Source organism: Mycobacterium sp. 3519A (assembly GCF_900240945.1).
GTDB lineage: Bacteria > Actinomycetota > Actinomycetes > Mycobacteriales > Mycobacteriaceae > Mycobacterium.
Map to the genome: position 1 here is coordinate 758,708 of NZ_OESG01000013.1, position 18,111 is coordinate 776,818.

Annotated in this window: 20 protein-coding genes; 13 read left to right on the forward strand and 7 right to left on the reverse strand. The window is 66.6% G+C overall.

Features of this window, described 5'->3' with window-relative positions; genetic code table 11:
* The first annotated feature begins 1 nt into the window (after position 1).
* The 3 genes from groL to C1A30_RS11510 all read left to right on the forward strand — a co-directional run bounded on the left by groL (position 2) and on the right by C1A30_RS11510 (position 3,723).
* Positions 2-1,624 (forward strand): chaperonin GroEL, encoded by a 1,623-nt coding sequence (groL, locus tag C1A30_RS11500; RefSeq protein WP_101948453.1) that lies wholly within the window; start codon positions 2-4, stop codon positions 1,622-1,624.
* A gap of 234 nt (positions 1,625-1,858) precedes the next feature.
* A complete protein-coding gene (locus C1A30_RS11505; protein WP_101948454.1) occupies positions 1,859-2,119 on the forward strand; it encodes a cupin domain-containing protein in 261 nt (86 codons plus the stop codon).
* Positions 2,120-2,205: 86 nt separating this feature from the next.
* Positions 2,206-3,723, forward strand: coding sequence for an adenylate/guanylate cyclase domain-containing protein (locus tag C1A30_RS11510; protein WP_101948455.1), 1,518 nt, complete (start codon positions 2,206-2,208; stop codon positions 3,721-3,723).
* Here C1A30_RS11510 and C1A30_RS11515 read toward each other — a convergent pair.
* The 3 genes from C1A30_RS11515 to C1A30_RS11525 all read right to left on the reverse strand — a co-directional run bounded on the left by C1A30_RS11515 (position 3,692) and on the right by C1A30_RS11525 (position 6,982).
* Entirely contained in the window at positions 3,692-4,822 is a 1,131-nt protein-coding gene (locus C1A30_RS11515) for a M23 family metallopeptidase (protein WP_235009825.1), read from the reverse strand. The two genes, C1A30_RS11510 and C1A30_RS11515, sit on opposite strands and share 32 nt — an antisense overlap.
* A 77-nt stretch (positions 4,823-4,899) precedes the next feature.
* Entirely contained in the window at positions 4,900-5,838 is a 939-nt protein-coding gene (locus tag C1A30_RS11520) for an alpha/beta fold hydrolase (RefSeq protein WP_101948457.1), read from the reverse strand.
* A 13-nt stretch (positions 5,839-5,851) separates the two neighbouring features.
* The gene (locus C1A30_RS11525; RefSeq protein WP_101948458.1) at positions 5,852-6,982 is read right to left on the reverse strand and encodes a serine hydrolase; all 1,131 of its coding nucleotides are present in this window, start codon (positions 6,980-6,982) and stop codon (positions 5,852-5,854) included.
* Positions 6,983-7,062: 80 nt separating this feature from the next.
* Here C1A30_RS11525 and C1A30_RS11530 point away from each other — a divergent pair, with 80 nt between their 5' ends.
* The 3 genes from C1A30_RS11530 (at position 7,063) to C1A30_RS11540 (ending at position 8,603) form a co-directional block, all read left to right on the forward strand.
* Positions 7,063-7,428 (forward strand): hypothetical protein, encoded by a 366-nt coding sequence (locus C1A30_RS11530; RefSeq protein ID WP_101948459.1) that lies wholly within the window; start codon positions 7,063-7,065, stop codon positions 7,426-7,428.
* 176 nt (positions 7,429-7,604) lie between these two features.
* Positions 7,605-8,045, forward strand: a complete 441-nt coding sequence (locus C1A30_RS11535) for a hypothetical protein (protein ID WP_369974120.1) — start codon at positions 7,605-7,607, stop codon at positions 8,043-8,045.
* Between the two features lie 87 nt (positions 8,046-8,132).
* A complete protein-coding gene (locus C1A30_RS11540) occupies positions 8,133-8,603 on the forward strand; it encodes a hypothetical protein (protein ID WP_101948461.1) in 471 nt (156 codons plus the stop codon).
* 37 nt (positions 8,604-8,640) lie between these two features.
* Here C1A30_RS11540 and C1A30_RS11545 read toward each other — a convergent pair whose 3' ends face one another.
* The gene (locus C1A30_RS11545) at positions 8,641-9,006 is read right to left on the reverse strand and encodes a cupin domain-containing protein (RefSeq protein ID WP_101948462.1); all 366 of its coding nucleotides are present in this window, start codon (positions 9,004-9,006) and stop codon (positions 8,641-8,643) included.
* Positions 9,007-9,122: 116 nt separating this feature from the next.
* Here C1A30_RS11545 and C1A30_RS11550 point away from each other — a divergent pair, with 116 nt between their 5' ends.
* Positions 9,123-10,007: a LysR family transcriptional regulator gene (locus tag C1A30_RS11550; RefSeq protein WP_101948463.1), complete on the forward strand. Its 885-nt coding sequence runs from the start codon at positions 9,123-9,125 to the stop codon at positions 10,005-10,007.
* 66 nt (positions 10,008-10,073) lie between these two features.
* Positions 10,074-11,489, forward strand: coding sequence for a threonine/serine exporter ThrE family protein (locus C1A30_RS11555; protein ID WP_235009827.1), 1,416 nt, complete (start codon positions 10,074-10,076; stop codon positions 11,487-11,489).
* On the opposite strand, the gene C1A30_RS11560 is transcribed toward C1A30_RS11555, so the two are convergent.
* Positions 11,467-11,913, reverse strand: a complete 447-nt coding sequence (locus C1A30_RS11560) for an OsmC family protein (RefSeq protein WP_101948465.1) — start codon at positions 11,911-11,913, stop codon at positions 11,467-11,469. The two genes, C1A30_RS11555 and C1A30_RS11560, sit on opposite strands and share 23 nt — an antisense overlap.
* Positions 11,914-12,004: 91 nt before the next feature.
* Here C1A30_RS11560 and C1A30_RS11565 point away from each other — a divergent pair, with 91 nt between their 5' ends.
* Positions 12,005-12,529 (forward strand): GNAT family N-acetyltransferase, encoded by a 525-nt coding sequence (locus C1A30_RS11565; protein ID WP_235009829.1) that lies wholly within the window; start codon positions 12,005-12,007, stop codon positions 12,527-12,529.
* A 73-nt stretch (positions 12,530-12,602) separates the two neighbouring features.
* Here C1A30_RS11565 and C1A30_RS11570 read toward each other — a convergent pair whose 3' ends face one another.
* Positions 12,603-12,893 (reverse strand): WhiB family transcriptional regulator, encoded by a 291-nt coding sequence (locus tag C1A30_RS11570; protein WP_015305128.1) that lies wholly within the window; start codon positions 12,891-12,893, stop codon positions 12,603-12,605.
* A gap of 426 nt (positions 12,894-13,319) precedes the next feature.
* Here C1A30_RS11570 and C1A30_RS11575 point away from each other — a divergent pair, with 426 nt between their 5' ends.
* From C1A30_RS11575 to C1A30_RS11585, 3 genes are all read left to right on the forward strand, one after another.
* On the forward strand, positions 13,320-14,099 hold the full coding sequence (locus C1A30_RS11575) for a hypothetical protein (RefSeq protein WP_101948467.1): 780 nt from the start codon (positions 13,320-13,322) through the stop codon (positions 14,097-14,099).
* Between the two features lie 91 nt (positions 14,100-14,190).
* Positions 14,191-14,769 carry a sigma-70 family RNA polymerase sigma factor gene (locus C1A30_RS11580; RefSeq protein WP_101948468.1) on the forward strand — a complete coding sequence of 193 codons (579 nt, stop codon included), beginning with the start codon at positions 14,191-14,193 and terminating at the stop codon, positions 14,767-14,769.
* A complete protein-coding gene (locus tag C1A30_RS11585; protein ID WP_101948469.1) occupies positions 14,762-16,009 on the forward strand; it encodes an anti-sigma-D factor RsdA in 1,248 nt (415 codons plus the stop codon). The genes C1A30_RS11580 and C1A30_RS11585 overlap by 8 nt, the downstream gene beginning before the upstream one ends.
* An 8-nt stretch (positions 16,010-16,017) precedes the next feature.
* Here the strand turns inward: C1A30_RS11585 and C1A30_RS11590 are convergent, their stop codons facing one another.
* Positions 16,018-16,422 (reverse strand): DUF5319 domain-containing protein, encoded by a 405-nt coding sequence (locus C1A30_RS11590; RefSeq protein ID WP_067794380.1) that lies wholly within the window; start codon positions 16,420-16,422, stop codon positions 16,018-16,020.
* A 147-nt stretch (positions 16,423-16,569) separates the two neighbouring features.
* On the opposite strand from C1A30_RS11590, the gene guaB reads away from it, so the two are divergent.
* Positions 16,570-18,111, forward strand: a complete 1,542-nt coding sequence (gene guaB, locus C1A30_RS11595; protein WP_101950134.1) for an IMP dehydrogenase — start codon at positions 16,570-16,572, stop codon at positions 18,109-18,111.

The window sequence follows — 18,111 nt, forward strand, 5'->3', positions numbered from 1 at the left end:
TATGAGCAAGCAGATTGAGTTCAACGAAACTGCGCGCCGCGCAATGGAAGCCGGCGTAGACAAGCTCGCCGACACGGTTCGCGTGACGCTGGGGCCCCGCGGCAGGCACGTCGTGCTGGCCAAGGCGTTCGGCGGCCCGCAGGTCACCAACGACGGCGTCACGGTCGCCCGCGAGATCGATCTCGAGGATCCGTTCGAGAACCTGGGCGCGCAACTGGTCAAGTCGGTGGCCACCAAGACCAACGATGTCGCGGGCGACGGCACCACCACCGCGACCGTGCTGGCGCAGGCGATCGTGAAGGCCGGCCTTCGGCAGGTCGCCGCGGGTGCCAACCCGATCGCGCTCGGCTCGGGCATCAGCAAGGCCGCCGACGCCGTGTCGGAGGCGCTGCTGGCCGCCGCCACGCCGGTGTCCGACAAGAAGGCGATCGCTCAGGTCGCGACGGTGTCGTCGCGCGACGAGCAGGTCGGCGAGTTGGTCGGCGAGGCGATGACCAAGGTCGGCGCCGACGGCGTCGTCACGGTCGAGGAGTCCTCGACGCTGAACACCGAATTGGAGATCACCGAGGGCGTCGGCTTCGACAAGGGCTTCATCTCGGCGTACTTCGTCACCGACTTCGACTCGCAGGAAGCGGTGCTCGAGGACGCGCTGGTGCTGCTGCACCGCGAGAAGATCAGCTCGCTGCCGGACCTGCTTCCGCTGCTCGAGAAGGTCGCCGAGGCGGGCAAGCCGCTGCTGATCGTCGCCGAAGACGTTGAGGGCGAAGCGCTTTCGACGCTGGTGGTCAACGCGATCCGCAAGACGCTGAAGGCCGTCGCAGTCAAGGCGCCGTTCTTCGGTGACCGCCGCAAGGCGTTCCTCGATGACCTCGCCGTCGTGACCGGCGGCCAGGTGGTCAACCCGGACGTCGGCCTGTTGCTGCGTGAGGTCGGCCTCGAGGTGCTCGGTAGCGCCCGGCGCGTCGTGGTGGACAAGGACAGCACGGTCATCGTCGACGGTGCAGGCACCAAGGAGGCCATCGAAGCGCGTAAGGCGCAGTTGCGCGCTGAGATCGAGGCGACCGACTCCGACTGGGACCGTGAGAAACTCGAGGAGCGGCTGGCCAAACTGGCAGGCGGCGTCGCGGTCATCAAGGTCGGCGCGGCCACCGAGACCGATCTGAAGAAGCGCAAGGAGGCCGTCGAAGACGCCGTCTCAGCGGCCAAGGCTGCTGTCGAAGAGGGCATCATCACCGGCGGCGGCGCCGCGCTGGTGCAGGCCCGCAAGGCGCTTGCCGCGGTGCGGGAATCCGTGACCGGCGACGAGGCGGTGGGTGTCGACGTGTTCGGCGCGGCGCTGTCGGCTCCGCTGTACTGGATCGCCGCCAACGCCGGGCTGGACGGCTCGGTGGTGGTGAACAAGGTCGCCGAACTGCCTGCAGGTCAGGGTCTGAACGCCGCCACGCTCGAGTACGGCGATCTCGTCGCCGGCGGCATCGTCGACCCGGTTAAGGTCACCCGCTCGGCGGTGCTCAACGCCGCTTCGGTGGCCCGCATGGTGCTGACCACCGAGACGGCCGTCGTGGACAAGCCGGCCGAGGAGGACGAGCACGCCGGCCACGGTCACCACGGCCACGCGCACTAGCAGTTTCCGACGAAGCACCCCTGGTCGCGAGGCCGGGGGTGTTTTGTTTCGGCGTGAGCGCGATGAAGCGAAGCCAACCCGGGTGAGGTGTACTGACGGCATGGACGACCGCGATCCCGTCGGGGAGAATCTGGTGCTGCAGGAAAACGACCGTCAGATCACTGAGTGGAATGACCGCCGGGTCACCTCACATTTCGCACGCTATTTTCGGCCGACTCAACCGCCACGGGGTGTTTGGTCACTGGGGTTGCGGAACTTCCAGGAGACGGATACCTCGCCCTCCATCGCCATGCGCAGGCGGAAACCTATTACGTGTTGTCAGGAGAAGGTGTCGTCACCCTCGGCGGCACCGACTACCGGGTGCGCCCAGGCTCCAGTGTCTTCATTCCCGGCTCCACTGAGCATGGCATCAGGAACACCGGGTCGCTGACGCTGCGATTCTTTTATGCCCTTGCGGCCGACGCCTTTACCGACATCGAGTACGTCTTCTCCTGACGGCTGCACTTCGCCACCACCGACCAGGCGCACAAAGTTGAGACGAAACACCCCCGGCCCCAAGGCCGAGGGTGTTTTGTTTCGGCATGGACCGCATCTGGCAATGGACGTGGGATCGGTACGGGCCGAGCTATTCGTGGGCGATCTGCGCACTCATGTTCGTCCCGATGCTGCTGTCGTATGTTCTCTTGTCGTCGGTGGTCGTCGCTTTCGAGCGGTCAAGTCACTACGTCGAAGCCATCGTCTTCACCATGGCCGCCGTGGTGGTAGACGCGTATGTGGTGATTCTCCCCGGTAGCACCCGATTCCGCCTGGTGCAGCGGTGGGCGGCCGGTCACGAGGTCGACCGTGCGGAGGCCTTGAAAGACACATACACCTGGACTCGCACGGCAGGTGTTCGGGCGTTGTGGTTCCAGCCCGTTTGGACGGCCGCGCTGTTGCTGGGCGTCGGGGCGATCTCGGCAGCAAGCGGGGCGCGGCTGATCGAATACGGGATTTTGGGCGGCGCCTTGGGAATTGCCATGGCGTTGATGGGTTTACACACATCGGTGCAAGGAATGTTGCGGCCCGCCAGGGTGGCTCTCGCAGGAGACACGGATATCGGTGACGCGCTTGCGCGCTCTCGCCCGACCTTCGCCGCGTGGTTGAACCTGGCGATTCTGGGCGCCGTATTCACCTTCGCGGTCGGCGGAGCGCTGCTGGCAATGGTGTTGAACCGATCCACGCAATTTCCAGTGCTGGCCGTTGTGGCGACCGCGTGTGGGTGGACGGCGTTGGCGTTGCCGATCACTGTGGGCCAGGTCATCGCACCGTCGTTGAGGCCCCTTCGCGACCTCGCTGAAGGGACTGAACGTGTTGCAGCTGGGGACTATTCGCAGCGCCTACCGGTGGTCCAGGACGACGACCTCGGCGCGCTGGCGGCATCGTTCAACCGGATGCAGGCGGGTTTGGCTGAGCGGCAACGACTTCAGGCGGCATTCGGCACGTATGTTGACCCAGCGTTGGCGGCCCGGCTGCTGGAGCAGGGCGATGACGTGTTCACCGGCGAGCGTCGCGAGGTGACGGTGATGTTCGTCGACGTCCGCGATTTCACGCCGTTCGCCGAGGCCAACCCCGCCGAGGATGTCGTCGCGCGGCTGAACGCCTTGTTCGAAATCGTCGTCCCCGCTGTCGTCGACGCCGGCGGACATGTCAACAAGTTTCTTGGCGACGGCGCCCTCGCGGTATTCGGCGCCCCAGCGGATCTCGTAGACCATGCCGACGCCGCAGTTGACGCCGCGGTGCTGATTCACCGGCTCGTCGCCGACCGATTCGGGGAAGAGCTTCGGATCGGGATCGGAATCAACACCGGTGTGGTGATCGCAGGCACCATCGGCGGAGCAGGTCATCTGGAGTTCACGTTGATTGGTGACACCACGAATGTCGCCGCCCGTGTCGAGCAACTCACCAAGACCACCGCTGACGCCATCCTGCTCACCCAGAACACCGTCGACGCCCTGGTTACCCCACCGCACGGACTGACCGACCGAGGCGCCTACGCCCTGAAAGGCAAATCCGCGCCCGTCCACGTCTTCAGCCTCGATCCGGTGCGGGAAAGGTCATGACATCGCGCCCGAGCGGCAACTGGTCGTGGCGTGGCCCAACGTCATTGGCCCTCAGCGGAATCCGCTCGAGCGTTTCGTATCGCTTCAGCACCTCGGGCAACGGCGGGGTGCGCCCGGTGAGGTCGAACTCGTCGAAGACGAACGGCAGTCCGTCGGCAACCACGACCGAGGGGTGGTCGACGATCAGGAAGTGCAGGTGGGGTCCACCTCCGGTGCCGGAACTGCCCACATCGGCGATGTGGCGTCCGCGCGTGACCTTGTCGCCCACCTGTACCAAGATGCTGTCCTTGTGCAGGTGGGCATAGACCGCGAAGCGCCCGCCGCCGATGTCGATCGCCACCCGGTTGCCGCCCGCGGTTTCAGGCGTGGGATCCGCGCGGGCTGCGTTGACCGGTAGATCCGGGTTGCCGTCCACGGCGGCGACGACCGTCCCGTCGGCGACCGCGTACACTGGCTGGCCGAACGTCGGGAAGCTGCTGGGCGACAACGGGTCTCCCACTCCGGGCCGGTCTTGCGGATCCAGTTGATTGAAGTCGATGGCGAACCGCTGAGCGAGAAACCATCTGCCGTCGACCGGATATGGGGCACGTCGATGCGGACCGTCACAACAGCTGCCGAGGGCGACCCACTTGGGCCCGGTCAGTGGAGCGGCGATGGCGACCGGCGGTTCCTGGTCAACCTCCACCGCGCGTGTGCTGAACGTCCAGCCGATGCCTGACGTCGGGACACCGGCTGGGGGGTCGACGGCGATGCGGTGGGTGACAGCTGACGGGACGCCGGCGCTGCCGAGCACGATGTCCAGCCACACCACGCCGAGCGATGAGGACGGCAGCGTGGCCGTGGGTGTATCCGCCGATGCGGCAAGAGAAGTCGCCGCCAGCAGTGCGTCACCGGTGAGACGAGTCAGCAACGCTCCCGAGTCGGCATCGTGTACCTCAACGGCGTTGACGGTGACGCCCGCCGGGATGACGTTGGTGAGCAGCAACTCGTACACCAGATGCGCCTTGCCGTCGGTGCCGGTGAACCAGCGCGGCGACGACAGCGTGCTGGCCAGCAGCGGTGTGAGTTGCTCGCCGACCGCCGGTTGTTCCTCCGTCATTGGGGGACTCGGCGGGGCAGAGCAAGCGGTGAGTGCCAACGCGCTCACAGCCAGTACGGCTATGACGCGCGACCACTTCATGAAACCAAGTCGACGACGTCGCGGATCGCGTCGACGACCAGTGCGGGCCGGTAGAGGTAGATGTCGTGTCCGCTGTCGGTCGCGGTGACCGGCACGACGCCCAGCGCGGCGGCCAGCTGTCGCTGCGCGGCAAGCCAGTCGGCGAAGGTCACCTGCTCGCCCTGGGTCGCCTCGGGCGGCAGCAGATCCGTGCGCCACGGTCTGTCGGCCGACAGCACGGCAGCGGGCATTGTCGGAAGTGGTGGCGCGGCATTGATTTGCGCGAACGTGTCGACGAGGCGCACACCCTCGGGTACTTGCGGTGACGTTTTCGCATTGGTGGCATCCCAGTTGGCGAGCTTGGCGGGGCCGACGATGTCCTCGATCTGCTCACTCACCGCGTCGACCATCACCAGACCGGCGACAGACTGCGGATAGGAGCGCGCATACAGGGTGGCCACCAGGCCGGCGTACGAGTGGGCCACCAGGACATACGGGGCGGGCTCGTCGAGTGCGGTGAGCAATGCGTGCAGATCGCCGACATCGAGATCCACCGTGTGAGGCTGCGCGCGGGGTGTCGTGATGTCGACACCGTCCGTCCGGACGTCGGGACGGTCGTAGGCGCAGACCCGGGTGAACTGCGCCACCGACGGCAGCACCGCGTCGTCGCTGCGCATCAGATGTCCGCCGAAGGGCAGGTCGTCGCCGGGGGCGTTGTATGCAGGGTCGGCCGGGTCGAGTATCTGCAGCCAATCCTCGGCGCCGTTTCCCTTGCCCGCCATCAGAATCACGGTCGGCGATCCCGTGCCGCGGCATTCGACGAAAATGCCACGCCCGCCGCCGATTTCGACCCGCCCCGACACATCGTCGACGTCAGCGGCTGCGGTAGGGGCGCCGCACAGGACCACCATCCACAACGCGCAGACCCCGCTGGCAACCGAAGATTTGTCAAACATGGCTGTGCATCCGTCAGCGGTAGACGTGCTCTGGGGTGATGATCGCGGTGATCGCACTGGCCAGGGCCGTGCCGACGTCGTGCGGCGCGTCGGTGTTGGCGAACACCGCAAGTGTGGTCTGCTCCTCCGGAAGGCCGACCACTACGGTCTCGAAGCCCGGCGTGACGCCGCTGTGGCCGATCCATCCGCTCGTTTCGAAGACGCCGACACCGTATCTCGCGGTTTCGCTCATCGGCAGGGCGCTGCGGAACCGCTCGCGCTGCATCTCCTCGGAGATCACCTCACCGGAGGACAGCGCCCGCGCCCAGATCCGCATATCGTCCAGCGTGGAGATCATGTTGCCGTCCGACCACGCCCAAGACGGGTTCCAGTCGGTGGTGATTCGGTCGGTTCCGTCCAGGACGGTGTAACCCTGCGGATGCGGACCGGGAAACGCCGACGTCGTGGGGATGCTCGTGTGGGTCAACTTCAGCGGGACGAGGATCTGCTCGCTGACGTAGTCCCCGAGGCTCCGGCCGCTGACCTTCTCGACCACCAGACCGAGAAGGACGGTGTTGGTGTTGCAGTAGTCGTACTTTGTTCCCGGCGGAAACTGCAGCGGCTCGTCGAGCGCGTAGTCCAGAAGTTGTTGAGGAGTGAAAGTTCGTTGCGGGTCGGCGAGAAACGCGGCCTCGAACGCCGGCACGCCGTCGTAAGTGACCAGCCCGCTTTGCATCTGGGCCAGCAACCGCAACGTGATCACCTCGCCTGACGGCACGCCAGGAATGTACTTCGCGATCGGGTCGTCGAGGCCCAGCTTACCCTGATCGATCAGCATCAGCAGCGCTGTGATGGTGAAAGTCTTTGTCACGCTGCCTATTCGCGTGTACATGTCGGTCTGCATGGGGGCTCGGGACGCTTTGTCGGCGATGCCGAACGCCCCGACGTAATCGTCGTCCGGTCCCCAGATGCCGACGATCGCTCCCGGGATCGACTTGTCCGCCATGACCCGCTGGATCGCCGTGTCCAAACGGTCAGACAACGCCGACCCCTCGGTCGAACTCGCGTCCGATCCGCACGCACACAGCGCGGCGACCACTATGGCCGTGACAGCCACGCCGTTGACCACCCGATGAACTCGGGCGCTCCGACGCAAAGTGCGCATCGACTAACGATACGGCTCACCACCAGCCGAGACGGACGAAATTGGGATCGGTAGCGACGCAAGCGCGTAATACTTCCGCCATGCCCAACACCGGGAACCGCGTGGCGGTCGGACTCGTCGCCGTCGGGGCCGCGATCGCGTTCGCATCCCCGGCCGGCGCCGCGCCGGTGGACCCCGTACCCGGTGAAGGCTTCTTCCGCGTCGGGCCCGACATTGCGCCGGGCCTGTACCACACGGACGGGACGGCATCGACGTGGCAGATCTTGATAAACGATGTGCCGACAGAGGATTCGATGTGCCGGTGGTTCACCTACAGCACACCGGATGCGAACAAGGACCATGTCGTCGCGACGAATATGTCGGTCGGGCCGATGTACGTGACCATCAACCCGACGGTGCAGGCTTTCGAGTCGCACAACTGTGAACCCTGGACGCGGGTCAGCTGAACGGATCGGGTTACTAAGCACTCGGGTTGAGGGCAGAAGGTCCCTACTGCGCGAGCCGTAACCGGCGCGACACTCCAGTGATGATTACCCGACGGGTAGCTCTCGCCGCCTTCGGAACACTGGCCGTAGCCGGTGTTCTAGGTCTCGAGTACGCACGCCGCTCGCACGTGCCGCACGTGCCGCTCGCCGACGGTCCAGGCGGGGGAATGATGGGCGTCGATCCGGTCGACATGCAGACCTACATGGAGATGTTCAGCCGCCATGCCGAGATCAATCGCATTGTCGATGAGATCCCGGGCGGCGTCCGCACGACCACGGAATCGACGTCGCCCGACCTGGTCGCAAAGCTTCAGGCGCACGTAACGGCCATGTACTCGCGCCTAGGAAACGGAACGGAGGTGACATGCATGAGCTCGAGCTTGCCGACGCTGTTCCGCGCCGCCGACGGTTACCGCCGCCAGCTCACCATCATTCCGACCGGGGTCATCGCCGAAGAAACCGCCGAAGATCCCGTCATCATTCGAGCAATCCGCGAACATGCCCGCGAGGTCACCGGATTCGTCCGCGACGGGATGCCGGCCATGATGGGACCCGGCGGCATGATGGGCCCGCGCTGATTCGGAATCCGCGGATCCGTGCCAAGGATCCGCCAAGACGTCCAGTCCACTCTTGGGACCAACACGTCTCGGAGAGGACCGATCATCATGAAGAGCAAACTGCTCGCCGCGCTGTCGATCGCGGCCGCAGCCGCGCTGCCCGCTGCGGCCATCGCGAACGCCTGCGGCGGCGGTGGCGACATCCCCCCGAGCGCCGAATTCGTGACTCCGTCGGGGAACATCGTCTGCGACATCTACGGGGACGGCTCAGGCGCGAACTGCGAAGTCCGCGAACACGTTTGGTCGGTACCCGCATCCACCCGTGGCCCGGAAGGCAGGGCGTGCGACTTCACCTTCGGAGGTTTGGAGTTCTACGTCAGCGGAGGCAACTCGGGCAGCCTCGGGTGCTACGAGGGCGTCAGTGCGTTCAACCGAAAGGGCCTGAAGACACTCGACTACGGCCAGACCCGGTCGCTGGGCCGAATGACGTGTGCCAGTGCGCAGTCCGGCGTGACATGCACCGACACAGCTACCGGTCACTACTTCCGGGTCTCCCGCGAGGACTACCAGTTGGGCTGACGGGCGCCAACCGTCTCGAAACCCGTTGTGCCAGTTACTAATCGGTGGCGACGTGCGGCGGGTCGTAGATCACGAGGAACACCAGGTCATCGTCGCCGGTGTTCGTCAGGCCATGCACTGAATTGGCGGGCACCTTGACCAGCGTGCCCGGCTTGACATCCCACCTGCGCCGGTCGATTCGCACACAACCGCTACCCCTCAAGAAGTAGAACGCGTGGTTGTAGTCGTGGTGGTGCAACGGAGTTCCGCCGCCGGGGCCGAACATCGTCAGTTGCGCGCTGAACAGCGTCGAGTACTGGCCGCCGACCAGATCGTCGCTGATCCAGAACTTCGCGCCGAGGTCGGTCTTGTGCCAGACGATGTCTTCCGGCGCGATCACATTCGGCAACGTGCCCTCACTCATCGGATTCTCCTTTCTCTGCCCGCTGACTGCGGCCTACGATTACTACAACGCTTTGACAACACAGATCGGCATAATGGTTCAGTTATGACCGATCACCCGGTCGATATGGAGGGTCGATGCCGACCGAGTGGCAACTCACGACCTTCATCACGGTCGCCGACCACGGCGGCTTCACCGCCGCAGGCCGACGGCTCGGGTTGACCCAACCGGCCATCAGCCGGGCCATCGCCGCGTTGGAGAACGAACTGGGGCTGCCGCTGTTCGCGCGCCGCCGCGACGGGCTCTCGCTGACCGAAGCCGGTTCCGTCGCACTGACGTACGCCCGAGAAGCCGTCCGGCAGTTGACCTTGATGCGCACCGAGGTCGCCGGTTTGGCCGGTGACGTCACCGGGACGCTGCGCGTGGCCAGCCTGCCGACCGCCACCGCCACGTTCGTCGCGCCGCAGCTGGAAACGTTCGCCCAGCGACACCCTGCGGTCAGCATCCGGTTGCTCGAGGGCAGCGAGGAGGAGGTGCGCGACTGGCTCGACCAGGGTGTCGTCGAGGCCGGTGTGGTCAGTCTGCCCATCAAAGGCCTTGAAGCGGCGCCGCTCGGGGACCAGGTGCTGGTGGCGGTGGTGCCCGCCGACAGTCGACTGGCCGCGCAGGAAACCGTCACCTATCCGGACTTGGCGGCGGAGCCCTTCGTCCGCGGCACCGGCGGTCTGGCCGACGTGTTCCTGCCGATCGCACGCAAGGCCGGTGTCGAGTTCGACCTGGCTTTCGACGCGCGGGAAATCGCGGCGGCGCTCGAGATCGTGCGGGCAGGTCTCGGGGTCAGCATTCTGCCGAGCGCCGGTCTACCTGACGTCGCGGGTGTCGTGATTCGACCGCTGGCACCGCGCACGGTGCGTCGCCTCGGCGTAGCCGTCTCGGCGAGCGCATCGGCACCCGCGCGCGCCTTCCTCGACCACGTCGCCGCGCTCGGTGTGAGCGAAAACACCACCGGACCTGGGCGGTAACCGGAACCTTCACCGGCGTTCGCGCGTTGCGTGAACCGAGTCGAAGGTGGATTTGGAGGCATTGCTGTGCAGTTGACCCGTGGCCGCGCGGGCCAGCCGTGGGGGGTGCGTCGACGCGAGATGTTGACGCGCATAGTCCGGGAAACCGACCCACCGACGGACACGTTTGCCCGGATCACCGATCCGGTACGCGACGAAGGCGACGCCGCTTACCGCGAGCGCGTCGGCGAGGTGCTCGACGTCGCAGGCAACATCGGCGCAATCCTGATGGCCTCGGGTACGCCCGCGACGGCCACGATGGAGCAGGTGCGCGCCATCGCCGCGGCCTACGGCATCGACCGGTGCGAGGTCGATGTCATCAACACGACCATCCACGTCGCCGCCTACCGCGGACCGACGTCGCCCGCCGCGAGCACGTTGCACATCGTGCGGTACCGATCCATGGATTTCAGTCGGCTGGCCGCCGTCGACCGGTTGATCGCCCGCATCCGCGCCGGTCAGGTGCCGCCGTCGCAGGCCCGCGACGAACTGAACACCATCATCACCGCGCCGCACCCGTACAAGCGCTGGGTCGCCACCCTGGCATGGGGTGCGTTGGCGTTCGCCACAGCGGGAACCCTCGGTGCGGGTCTGTTGGTGTGCCTGGTCAGCGCGTTGAGTGCGATGACAATCGACCGGGTCAACCGGCGACTCAACCGGCACGGTCTTCCGTTCTTCTTTCAGTACGCAGTCGGTGGCGCGATCGCGACGGCGCCTGCGATCGTCCTGTACGCATTCAGCCCCAAGCTCGGATTGCACTTCGATCCGACGGTCGCGATCGCTGCCGGACTGGTCGTGCTTCTTGCCGGACTGTCGTTGGTCGGTTCGGTCGGCGACGTCATCAGCGGCGCTCCTGTCACCGCGGCGGGCCGATTCTTCGAGTTGGTGATGATGACGGCGTCGACGATTGCCGGCGTGGCAGTCGTGCTGCACCTCGCCAGCCGGTTCGGTGCACCGTTCGTCGCGATCAGCGCCAACGCCCCACCGGCGCTCGCGGAGTTCCCTGCGCGCGTGGCCTTCGGCGCGGCGAGTGCGGCGGCCTTCGCGTTGGCCTGCTACGCGGAACGATCCGCGGCGATGGCCGCGGCATTCGGCGGTGCGGCGGGCACCATCGCGTTCCTTTTGGCGCAGGGCGCGGGTTTGGGCCCGGTTGTGGCTTCATTCATCGCGGCGGTCCCGATCGGCCTGGTCGGCCGTCTGATGGAACGGCGTAATCTGGCTCCGCCGCTTGTGGTTTCGATCACCGGTATCGTTCCGCTGCTGCCGGGCTTGGCGTTGCTGCACGGCATTTACGCGATCCTCAACGACCAGCACGCGGTCGGATTCGGTTCGGTGTTGGGGGCCCTCGCCATCGGTACCGCCCTCGCCGCGGGTGTCACCCTGGGCGAGTGGAGTTCGTGGAAGGTTCGGCGGCCTGTCTCTAGGCGTCCCGCAACACGGTAGCGATGTCGATCTCCGACACCAGCGTTTGATGCACGGGGCAGCGTTCGGCGATCTGCAATAACCGTTGCCGCTGCGCATCATCCAGATCGCCGATGAACGTGACCTCCTTGTCGATATGGTCGATCAGGCCCTTGGTGGTTTCACAATGAGCGCAGTCTTCGGCATGAATACGGTTGTGCCGCAACGTTACTCGGACGTCTTCCAGCGGCCACCCTTTGCGGTCGGCATACATCCGTACCGTCATCGAGGTACACGTCCCGAGCGCGGCGAGTAGCAGATCATATGGGGTGGGCCCCGCGTCGGCGCCGACCGGCGCCGGTTCGTCGGCGACCAGGTGATGGGCCCCTGCGGTGATGTGCTGTGTGTACGACCCCGGGCCCGTGCCGGAAATGGTCACCGTGCCCTCGGCTTCTTGTGTCGTCATGTCATCAGCATTGCGCATACGGGCAACGACCGGGGAGCGACCCCGCATGCACGCCAGACGATTTCGGCGTGGCGGGGCTATTCTGAGGGAAGTGATCACCCCGCTGCCGCCCTCCTCCGCCGACGACGCTGCGCTGATGTCAGCGGTCACCGAGTTGGTCAACCGTGTCTACAAGGAAGCTGAGCGTGGGCTCTGGCAGGACGACGCGGCACGGACCAACTGCGAGGAATTGATGGCCATCACCCGTGCCGGTCAGCTCGTAGTGGCAACCGACGGCGATCGGCTGACGGGTGTGGTGCGGGTCCAGCGACTCGACGAGCACACAGGCGAGTTCGGGATGCTGGCCGCCGATCCGGCCCTGCGCGGCCGAGGCATCGGTCGTGACCTCGTCCGCTTCGCGGAAGACGCCAGCCGGGCCGGCGGCTGTCGACACATGCAACTGGAACTTCTGGTGCCGCGCGACTGGGTGCTGGACTCCAAGGAGTTCCTGGCAGCCTGGTACGACCGGTTGGGGTACCGGCTGCAACGCGTCGGCCACATCGAGGAGGCCTACCCGGAGTTGGCGCCGTTGTTGTGCACGGCGGCCGATTTCCGCATCTACCGCAAGACGCTCTGACTCGCGCACGAAAAAAGCCCCAACCCGGATCGCGGGGCTGAGGCTGTTTCCGATGGCTGTTTTCGATTTCGCGTTACGAGGCCCTGCGGATGCCCCGCTTGAGCAGAAGTTCACGCTCGGACTCGGACAGACCGCCCCAGATGCCGTACGGCTCACCTACGGCCAGTGCGTGCGCGCGACACTGTGCGACCACTGGGCACTGGCGGCACATCTCTTTGGCGCGCATCTCACGCTGAGCGCGTGCACGGCCACGTTCGCCGTCCGGATGGAAGAACATAGCGGAATCGACGCCCCGGCACAGGCCTGACATCTGCCAATCCCAAATATCAGCATTAGGTCCGGGTAGCTGCTGCGGCTGTGGCATGGAAAAACCCTCTCTACCCACCCTTTTCGCACGCGAACGGGTGCGTGAGTTGTGGAACCGATCCGAGCGCAAGTCGCCGATGACTACTCGTGCACACAAACTAGGGGCGCTCACGAAATTTCGTCAATAGCCCGAACATGTGCTCACCCGCATCGCCGCAGGCCCAGAATTTACATCACGTTCATCATTGCGATGCACTGGCAACGACGGCGGTGGTAACAAAACGTCGTCGATGCGATGACGACTTGTGTTTTAGCAGTTCGCTTCTCGTCGTGTCGCAAACATTTCCGTTCGTCCGGATGACCCCGTTGACACTGCATTAACACGGCGACCATGAACTGTTAACGGATGTCGAATTGGCCATATGACGAATGCGTGCCCCGCGGTACCGGATATTGCGCAATACATTGATAGCGTCGCGAACCGATGAGCATGCTGGCCACCATCGCGTTCGGCGATGAACCGGGCCGCTGGCCGCTGCCCGCGGCCGCGACGCCTCGCGACCTCTGGCTGCGCGCCGTCGCCGCGGGCGGCCAGGGTCACTACGGCAGCGCGATGGCCGACCTCGACGTCCTGTGCCGGCGTCAGCGCGACGGCGCACTGGTGTCCCTGGCGCACAGCACCCGCGCGTCGTTCCTGCGTCAACTGGGCTGGCACGACAGGGCCCGCCGCTGGGACGGCCGCGCGCTGACCCTGGCCGGGGCCGACGTCGAAGCCGGCGCCGACGCGCTCATCGGACTGGCCGCCGACGCACTCGGCGTAGGTCGGTTCGCGGCGTCGGCCGCGGCGCTGCAGCGCGCGGCTGTGTTGCTGGCCGAGCAGTCGTCCCCGAGGCTGCCGGTGCGGCTTGCCTGGGTGACCGCTGAGCTGGCGATGGCCAGGGGCGACGGTCAGGCGGCCGTGCCGCACGCGGAGCGGGCCGTCGAACTGGCCAAGGCGCTGGGATCGGCGCGGCACGTCGTCAAATCCGACGTCGTGAAGGCCGCGGCGCTGTGCAGCGCCGGGGACGTCGACGCAGCTCGGCGGGTGGCCGACTGCGCGCTAGCGAAGGCAGGCCGGCTGGGAATCATCCCGCTGCGCTGGGCGTTGGCCTGCCTACTGGCCGACATCGGCAGCGGTCGCCACGACACAGCAGATGTACTGAGGATTCGTAACGAATGCGCAGCTACGGTGCGTCGCCGGGGAGGCGACCTGGCCGATCGCTGAGAATGGTCATGCCACTGTGATCGTTATTGTTTAGCTGACGTCCACACTTCGGGGACGTGTCCCTCACGTAACGCTGGAGAAGCCACTCACGATGACATTTTCGGGAGAACGTCTCGATGCTGTCGTTGCTGAGGCGGTGGCTGGCAACAGGGACGCGCTCCGGGAGGTGCTGGAGATCATTCGCCCGATCGTGGTGCGGTACTGCCGGGCCCGGGTTGGGGCGACCGAGCGAAGCGGTCTTTCAGCTGATGACGTCGCACAGGAGGTGTGCTTGGCCGCCATAACGGCGCTGCCGCGCTACAAGGATCAGGGACGACCGTTCCTGGCCTTCGTGTACGGCATCGCCGCGCACAAGGTAGCTGACGCTCACCGCGCGGCCGCCAGGAATCGTGCCGACCCGACGGATGCGGTGCCGGAACGTTATTCGCTGGAAGCCGGTCCCGAGCAAATGGCACTGGACTCCGAATCGGCAGCGCGGATGAACAAGCTGCTGTCCGTGCTGCCCGAGAAGCAGCGCGAAATCCTGATCCTGCGCATCGTCGTCGGCATGAGCGCCGAGGAGACCGCGGAGGCCGTCGGCTCGACGCCGGGTGCTGTCCGCGTCGCGCAGCACCGCGCGCTGGCGCGGCTCAAGAACGAGATCACGGCGACGGAGCACGGCCATGCCTGACTTCGGACGCTGGAACAACGGGGGCGATCCGTCGCTCAACGAGATCAACCGCACGGACCGGTTCATCGACGCGCTGGCCAACCAGCAGCCCGTGTACTCGACCGACCCTGGTGAGGGCGAACTCGCGCACCTGCTGGCCGGTTGGCGTGACGAGATCCGCACCCCACCGCTGATGCGGCCGGTCACGCCGCGCGACGCGGCCGCCGCACTGACCCGCGCCATCGAAGCGCGCAAACGCACGCGCACGTCGTTCGCGGTGGTCGGCTCCATCGCCGCAGCCGTGCTGTGCATCGGCGGATTCGGCGCGGTCGTGGCGGGCGCCGGACCGGGCGATGCGCTCTACGGCCTGCACACCGCGCTGTTCGGCGAACAGACCCGCACCGATCAGGTGACGCTCGCGTCGCAGCAACTGGCGGAGGTGCAGCAGCTGATCGACCAAGGGCAGTGGCAGGCCGCCCAGGACAAGCTGCAGGCGGTCACGACCACCGTCGCGACGGTCGATGACGTCGAGCAGAAGCAGGAACTGGTGTCGCAGTGGCAGCAGCTGACGGTCAAGGTCGACGCGAAGGACGCCAACGCGACGCTGCCGCCCGGGGAGCCGCCGCCACCGATGCCCGAGCCGGTCGTCGTCGCGCCGGACTCCGGTACGTCGACCTCGACGTCGTCTGAGACCGACGGCGCGACGTCATCTCCGTCGTCGTCGTCGGAGACCAGCACGTCGACCTCGCCTTCGGAGACGACACCGTCGAGCGCCACGTCGACGAGTTCTGCGACGCCGAGTTCGCCGACGGCCGAGCCGCCCCCGCCGAGCGGCACGCCGACGACCACCACGCCGCAGCCGCCGACGAATACGAGCACCGAGACCACGACGACGCACGCGGTCACGACGACCACCACCACGACGCAGCAGTTGCCGCCGGTCGCGGGTCCGCCCGCGGGCGGCGGCGAGGCGCCGAGTGTGGTGGGTGACGCGCCCGCGGCGGGCACCGGTGTCCCGCCCGCAGGCGGCGGTGCGCCCGTTGGCGGGAGTGCGCAAGTCGCGACGCCGCCGACGACCGTGCCGCAGGAGGTGCCGCGTCAGCAGGCGCCGGAGCCCAAGGCCCCGGAGCCCAAGGCCCCGGAGCCCAAGGCGCCTGAGCCTGAGCCTGCGACTAAGCCTGCGCCGGAGGTGACCGCGCCGGTCACGACCACGCTGGAGATGCCGCAGCCGAAGAAGCGCAACGGCGGCGGCGGGGAGTAGTTAAGCCCTCAGCGATAACCTTCGGTGTCCGACGTCGCCTCGTTGAGCGACGCGTCGGCGTAGCCGCGGCAGTAATCCCAGGTCACGTAGGCGTCGGGTTCGGGGTCGTAGGCCGGCTCGTGCGGCCGCACAGTGCCATCGACCAGCAGCTGCAACAGGTTGGCGCGCAGCATGTCCCAGTCGTGGTAGTGATCCTGCTGGCATTCGTCGCAGCACACGACGAGACCGCGAATCCCCTTGTGCGCCAACAGCGCCTCGTAGACAGCCAGGTCGGCGAGATCCGCCTCGACCGCGGTCCGCTCCTGCGGGTCCAGGGGCTGGCCGGGCTCGAGCGCATCAAGCGCCGCCGAAGGGTCGCACGGGTCATCGGCGAACGGATCGGGCGGCAAACCCGGTGGCAGGTGATCACGCACGAGTCCACACTACGCAGCGGCACTGGCATCGCGCCAGCCGTTGGCAACGTCGTCAGGTGCGTGTCCGCCAGGCAGCGTGGGGCCGAAGCGGTGTCGTGAATGCCGATAAGATGAGTATCTAGCTCGACGCTGATGGAAGGCCCGCCCATGTCGATTGCTGAAAGCAGCATTCCCATCGCCGTTCCGGTGCCCACCGGTGGCGATGACCCGACCAAAGTGGCCATGCTCGGGCTCACTTTCGACGACGTCCTGCTGCTGCCCGCCGCCTCCGATGTGGTGCCCGCCACAGCCGACACCTCCAGCCAGCTCACCAAGAAGATCAGGCTGCGGGTGCCGCTCGTCAGCTCGGCGATGGACACCGTGACCGAAGCCAGGATGGCGATCGCCATGGCCAGGGCGGGTGGCATGGGCGTGCTGCACCGCAACCTGCCCGTCGCGGAGCAGGCCGGCCAGGTCGAGACGGTCAAGCGGTCCGAGGCCGGTATGGTCACCGACCCGGTCACCTGCTCACCGGACAACACGCTCGCCGAAGTCGACGCCATGTGCGCCCGGTTCCGCATCTCCGGGCTGCCGGTGGTCGACGCCGACGGCGCGCTCGTCGGCATCATCACCAACCGCGATATGCGCTTCGAAGTCGACATGGGCAAGCCGGTCTCCGAAGTGATGACCAAGGCGCCGTTGATCACCGCGCAGGAGGGCGTCTCGGCCGAGGCGGCGCTAGGCCTGTTGCGCCGCAACAAGATCGAGAAGCTGCCCATCGTCGACGGGCACGGCAAGCTGACCGGTCTGATCACGGTCAAGGACTTCGTCAAGACCGAGCAGTTCCCGTACGCCACCAAGGACAGCGACGGCAGGCTGCTGGTCGGAGCCGCCGTCGGTGTGGGCGACGATTCGTGGACGCGCGCCATGACGCTCGTGGACGCCGGCGTCGACGTGGTGATCGTCGACACCGCGCATGCGCACAACCGTCTGGTGCTCGACATGGTGCATCGGCTCAAGACCATGGTCGGTGACCGCGTCGAGGTGATCGGCGGGAATGTCGCCACCCGGGCTGCGGCCGCCGCGCTCGTGGATGCGGGCGCCGACGCGGTGAAGGTGGGCGTCGGTCCCGGCTCCATCTGCACCACGCGGGTCGTCGCCGGCGTTGGCGCACCCCAGATCACCGCGATCCTGGAAGCCGTGGCCGCGTGCTCACCGAAGGGTGTGCCGGTGATCGCCGACGGCGGACTGCAGTACTCCGGCGACATCGCCAAGGCGCTGGCGGCAGGCGCGTCCACCGCGATGCTGGGCTCGCTGCTGGCAGGCACGGCCGAATCGCCCGGCGAGCTGATCTTCGTCAACGGCAAGCAGTTCAAGAGCTACCGCGGGATGGGGTCGCTCGGTGCCATGCAGGGTCGCGGCGGCGGCAAGTCCTATTCGAAGGACCGCTACTTCCAGGACGACGCGTTGAGCGAGGACAAGCTGGTGCCCGAGGGCATCGAAGGCCGCGTGCCGTTCCGCGGTCCGCTGTCGACGGTGATCCACCAGTTGACCGGCGGCCTGCGCGCCGCCATGGGCTACACCGGATCGGCCACCATCGAGCAGTTGCAGCAGGCGCAGTTCGTGCAGATCACCGCGGCGGGGTTGAAGGAAAGCCATCCGCATGACATCACGATGACGGTCGAGGCGCCCAACTACTACACCCGCTGA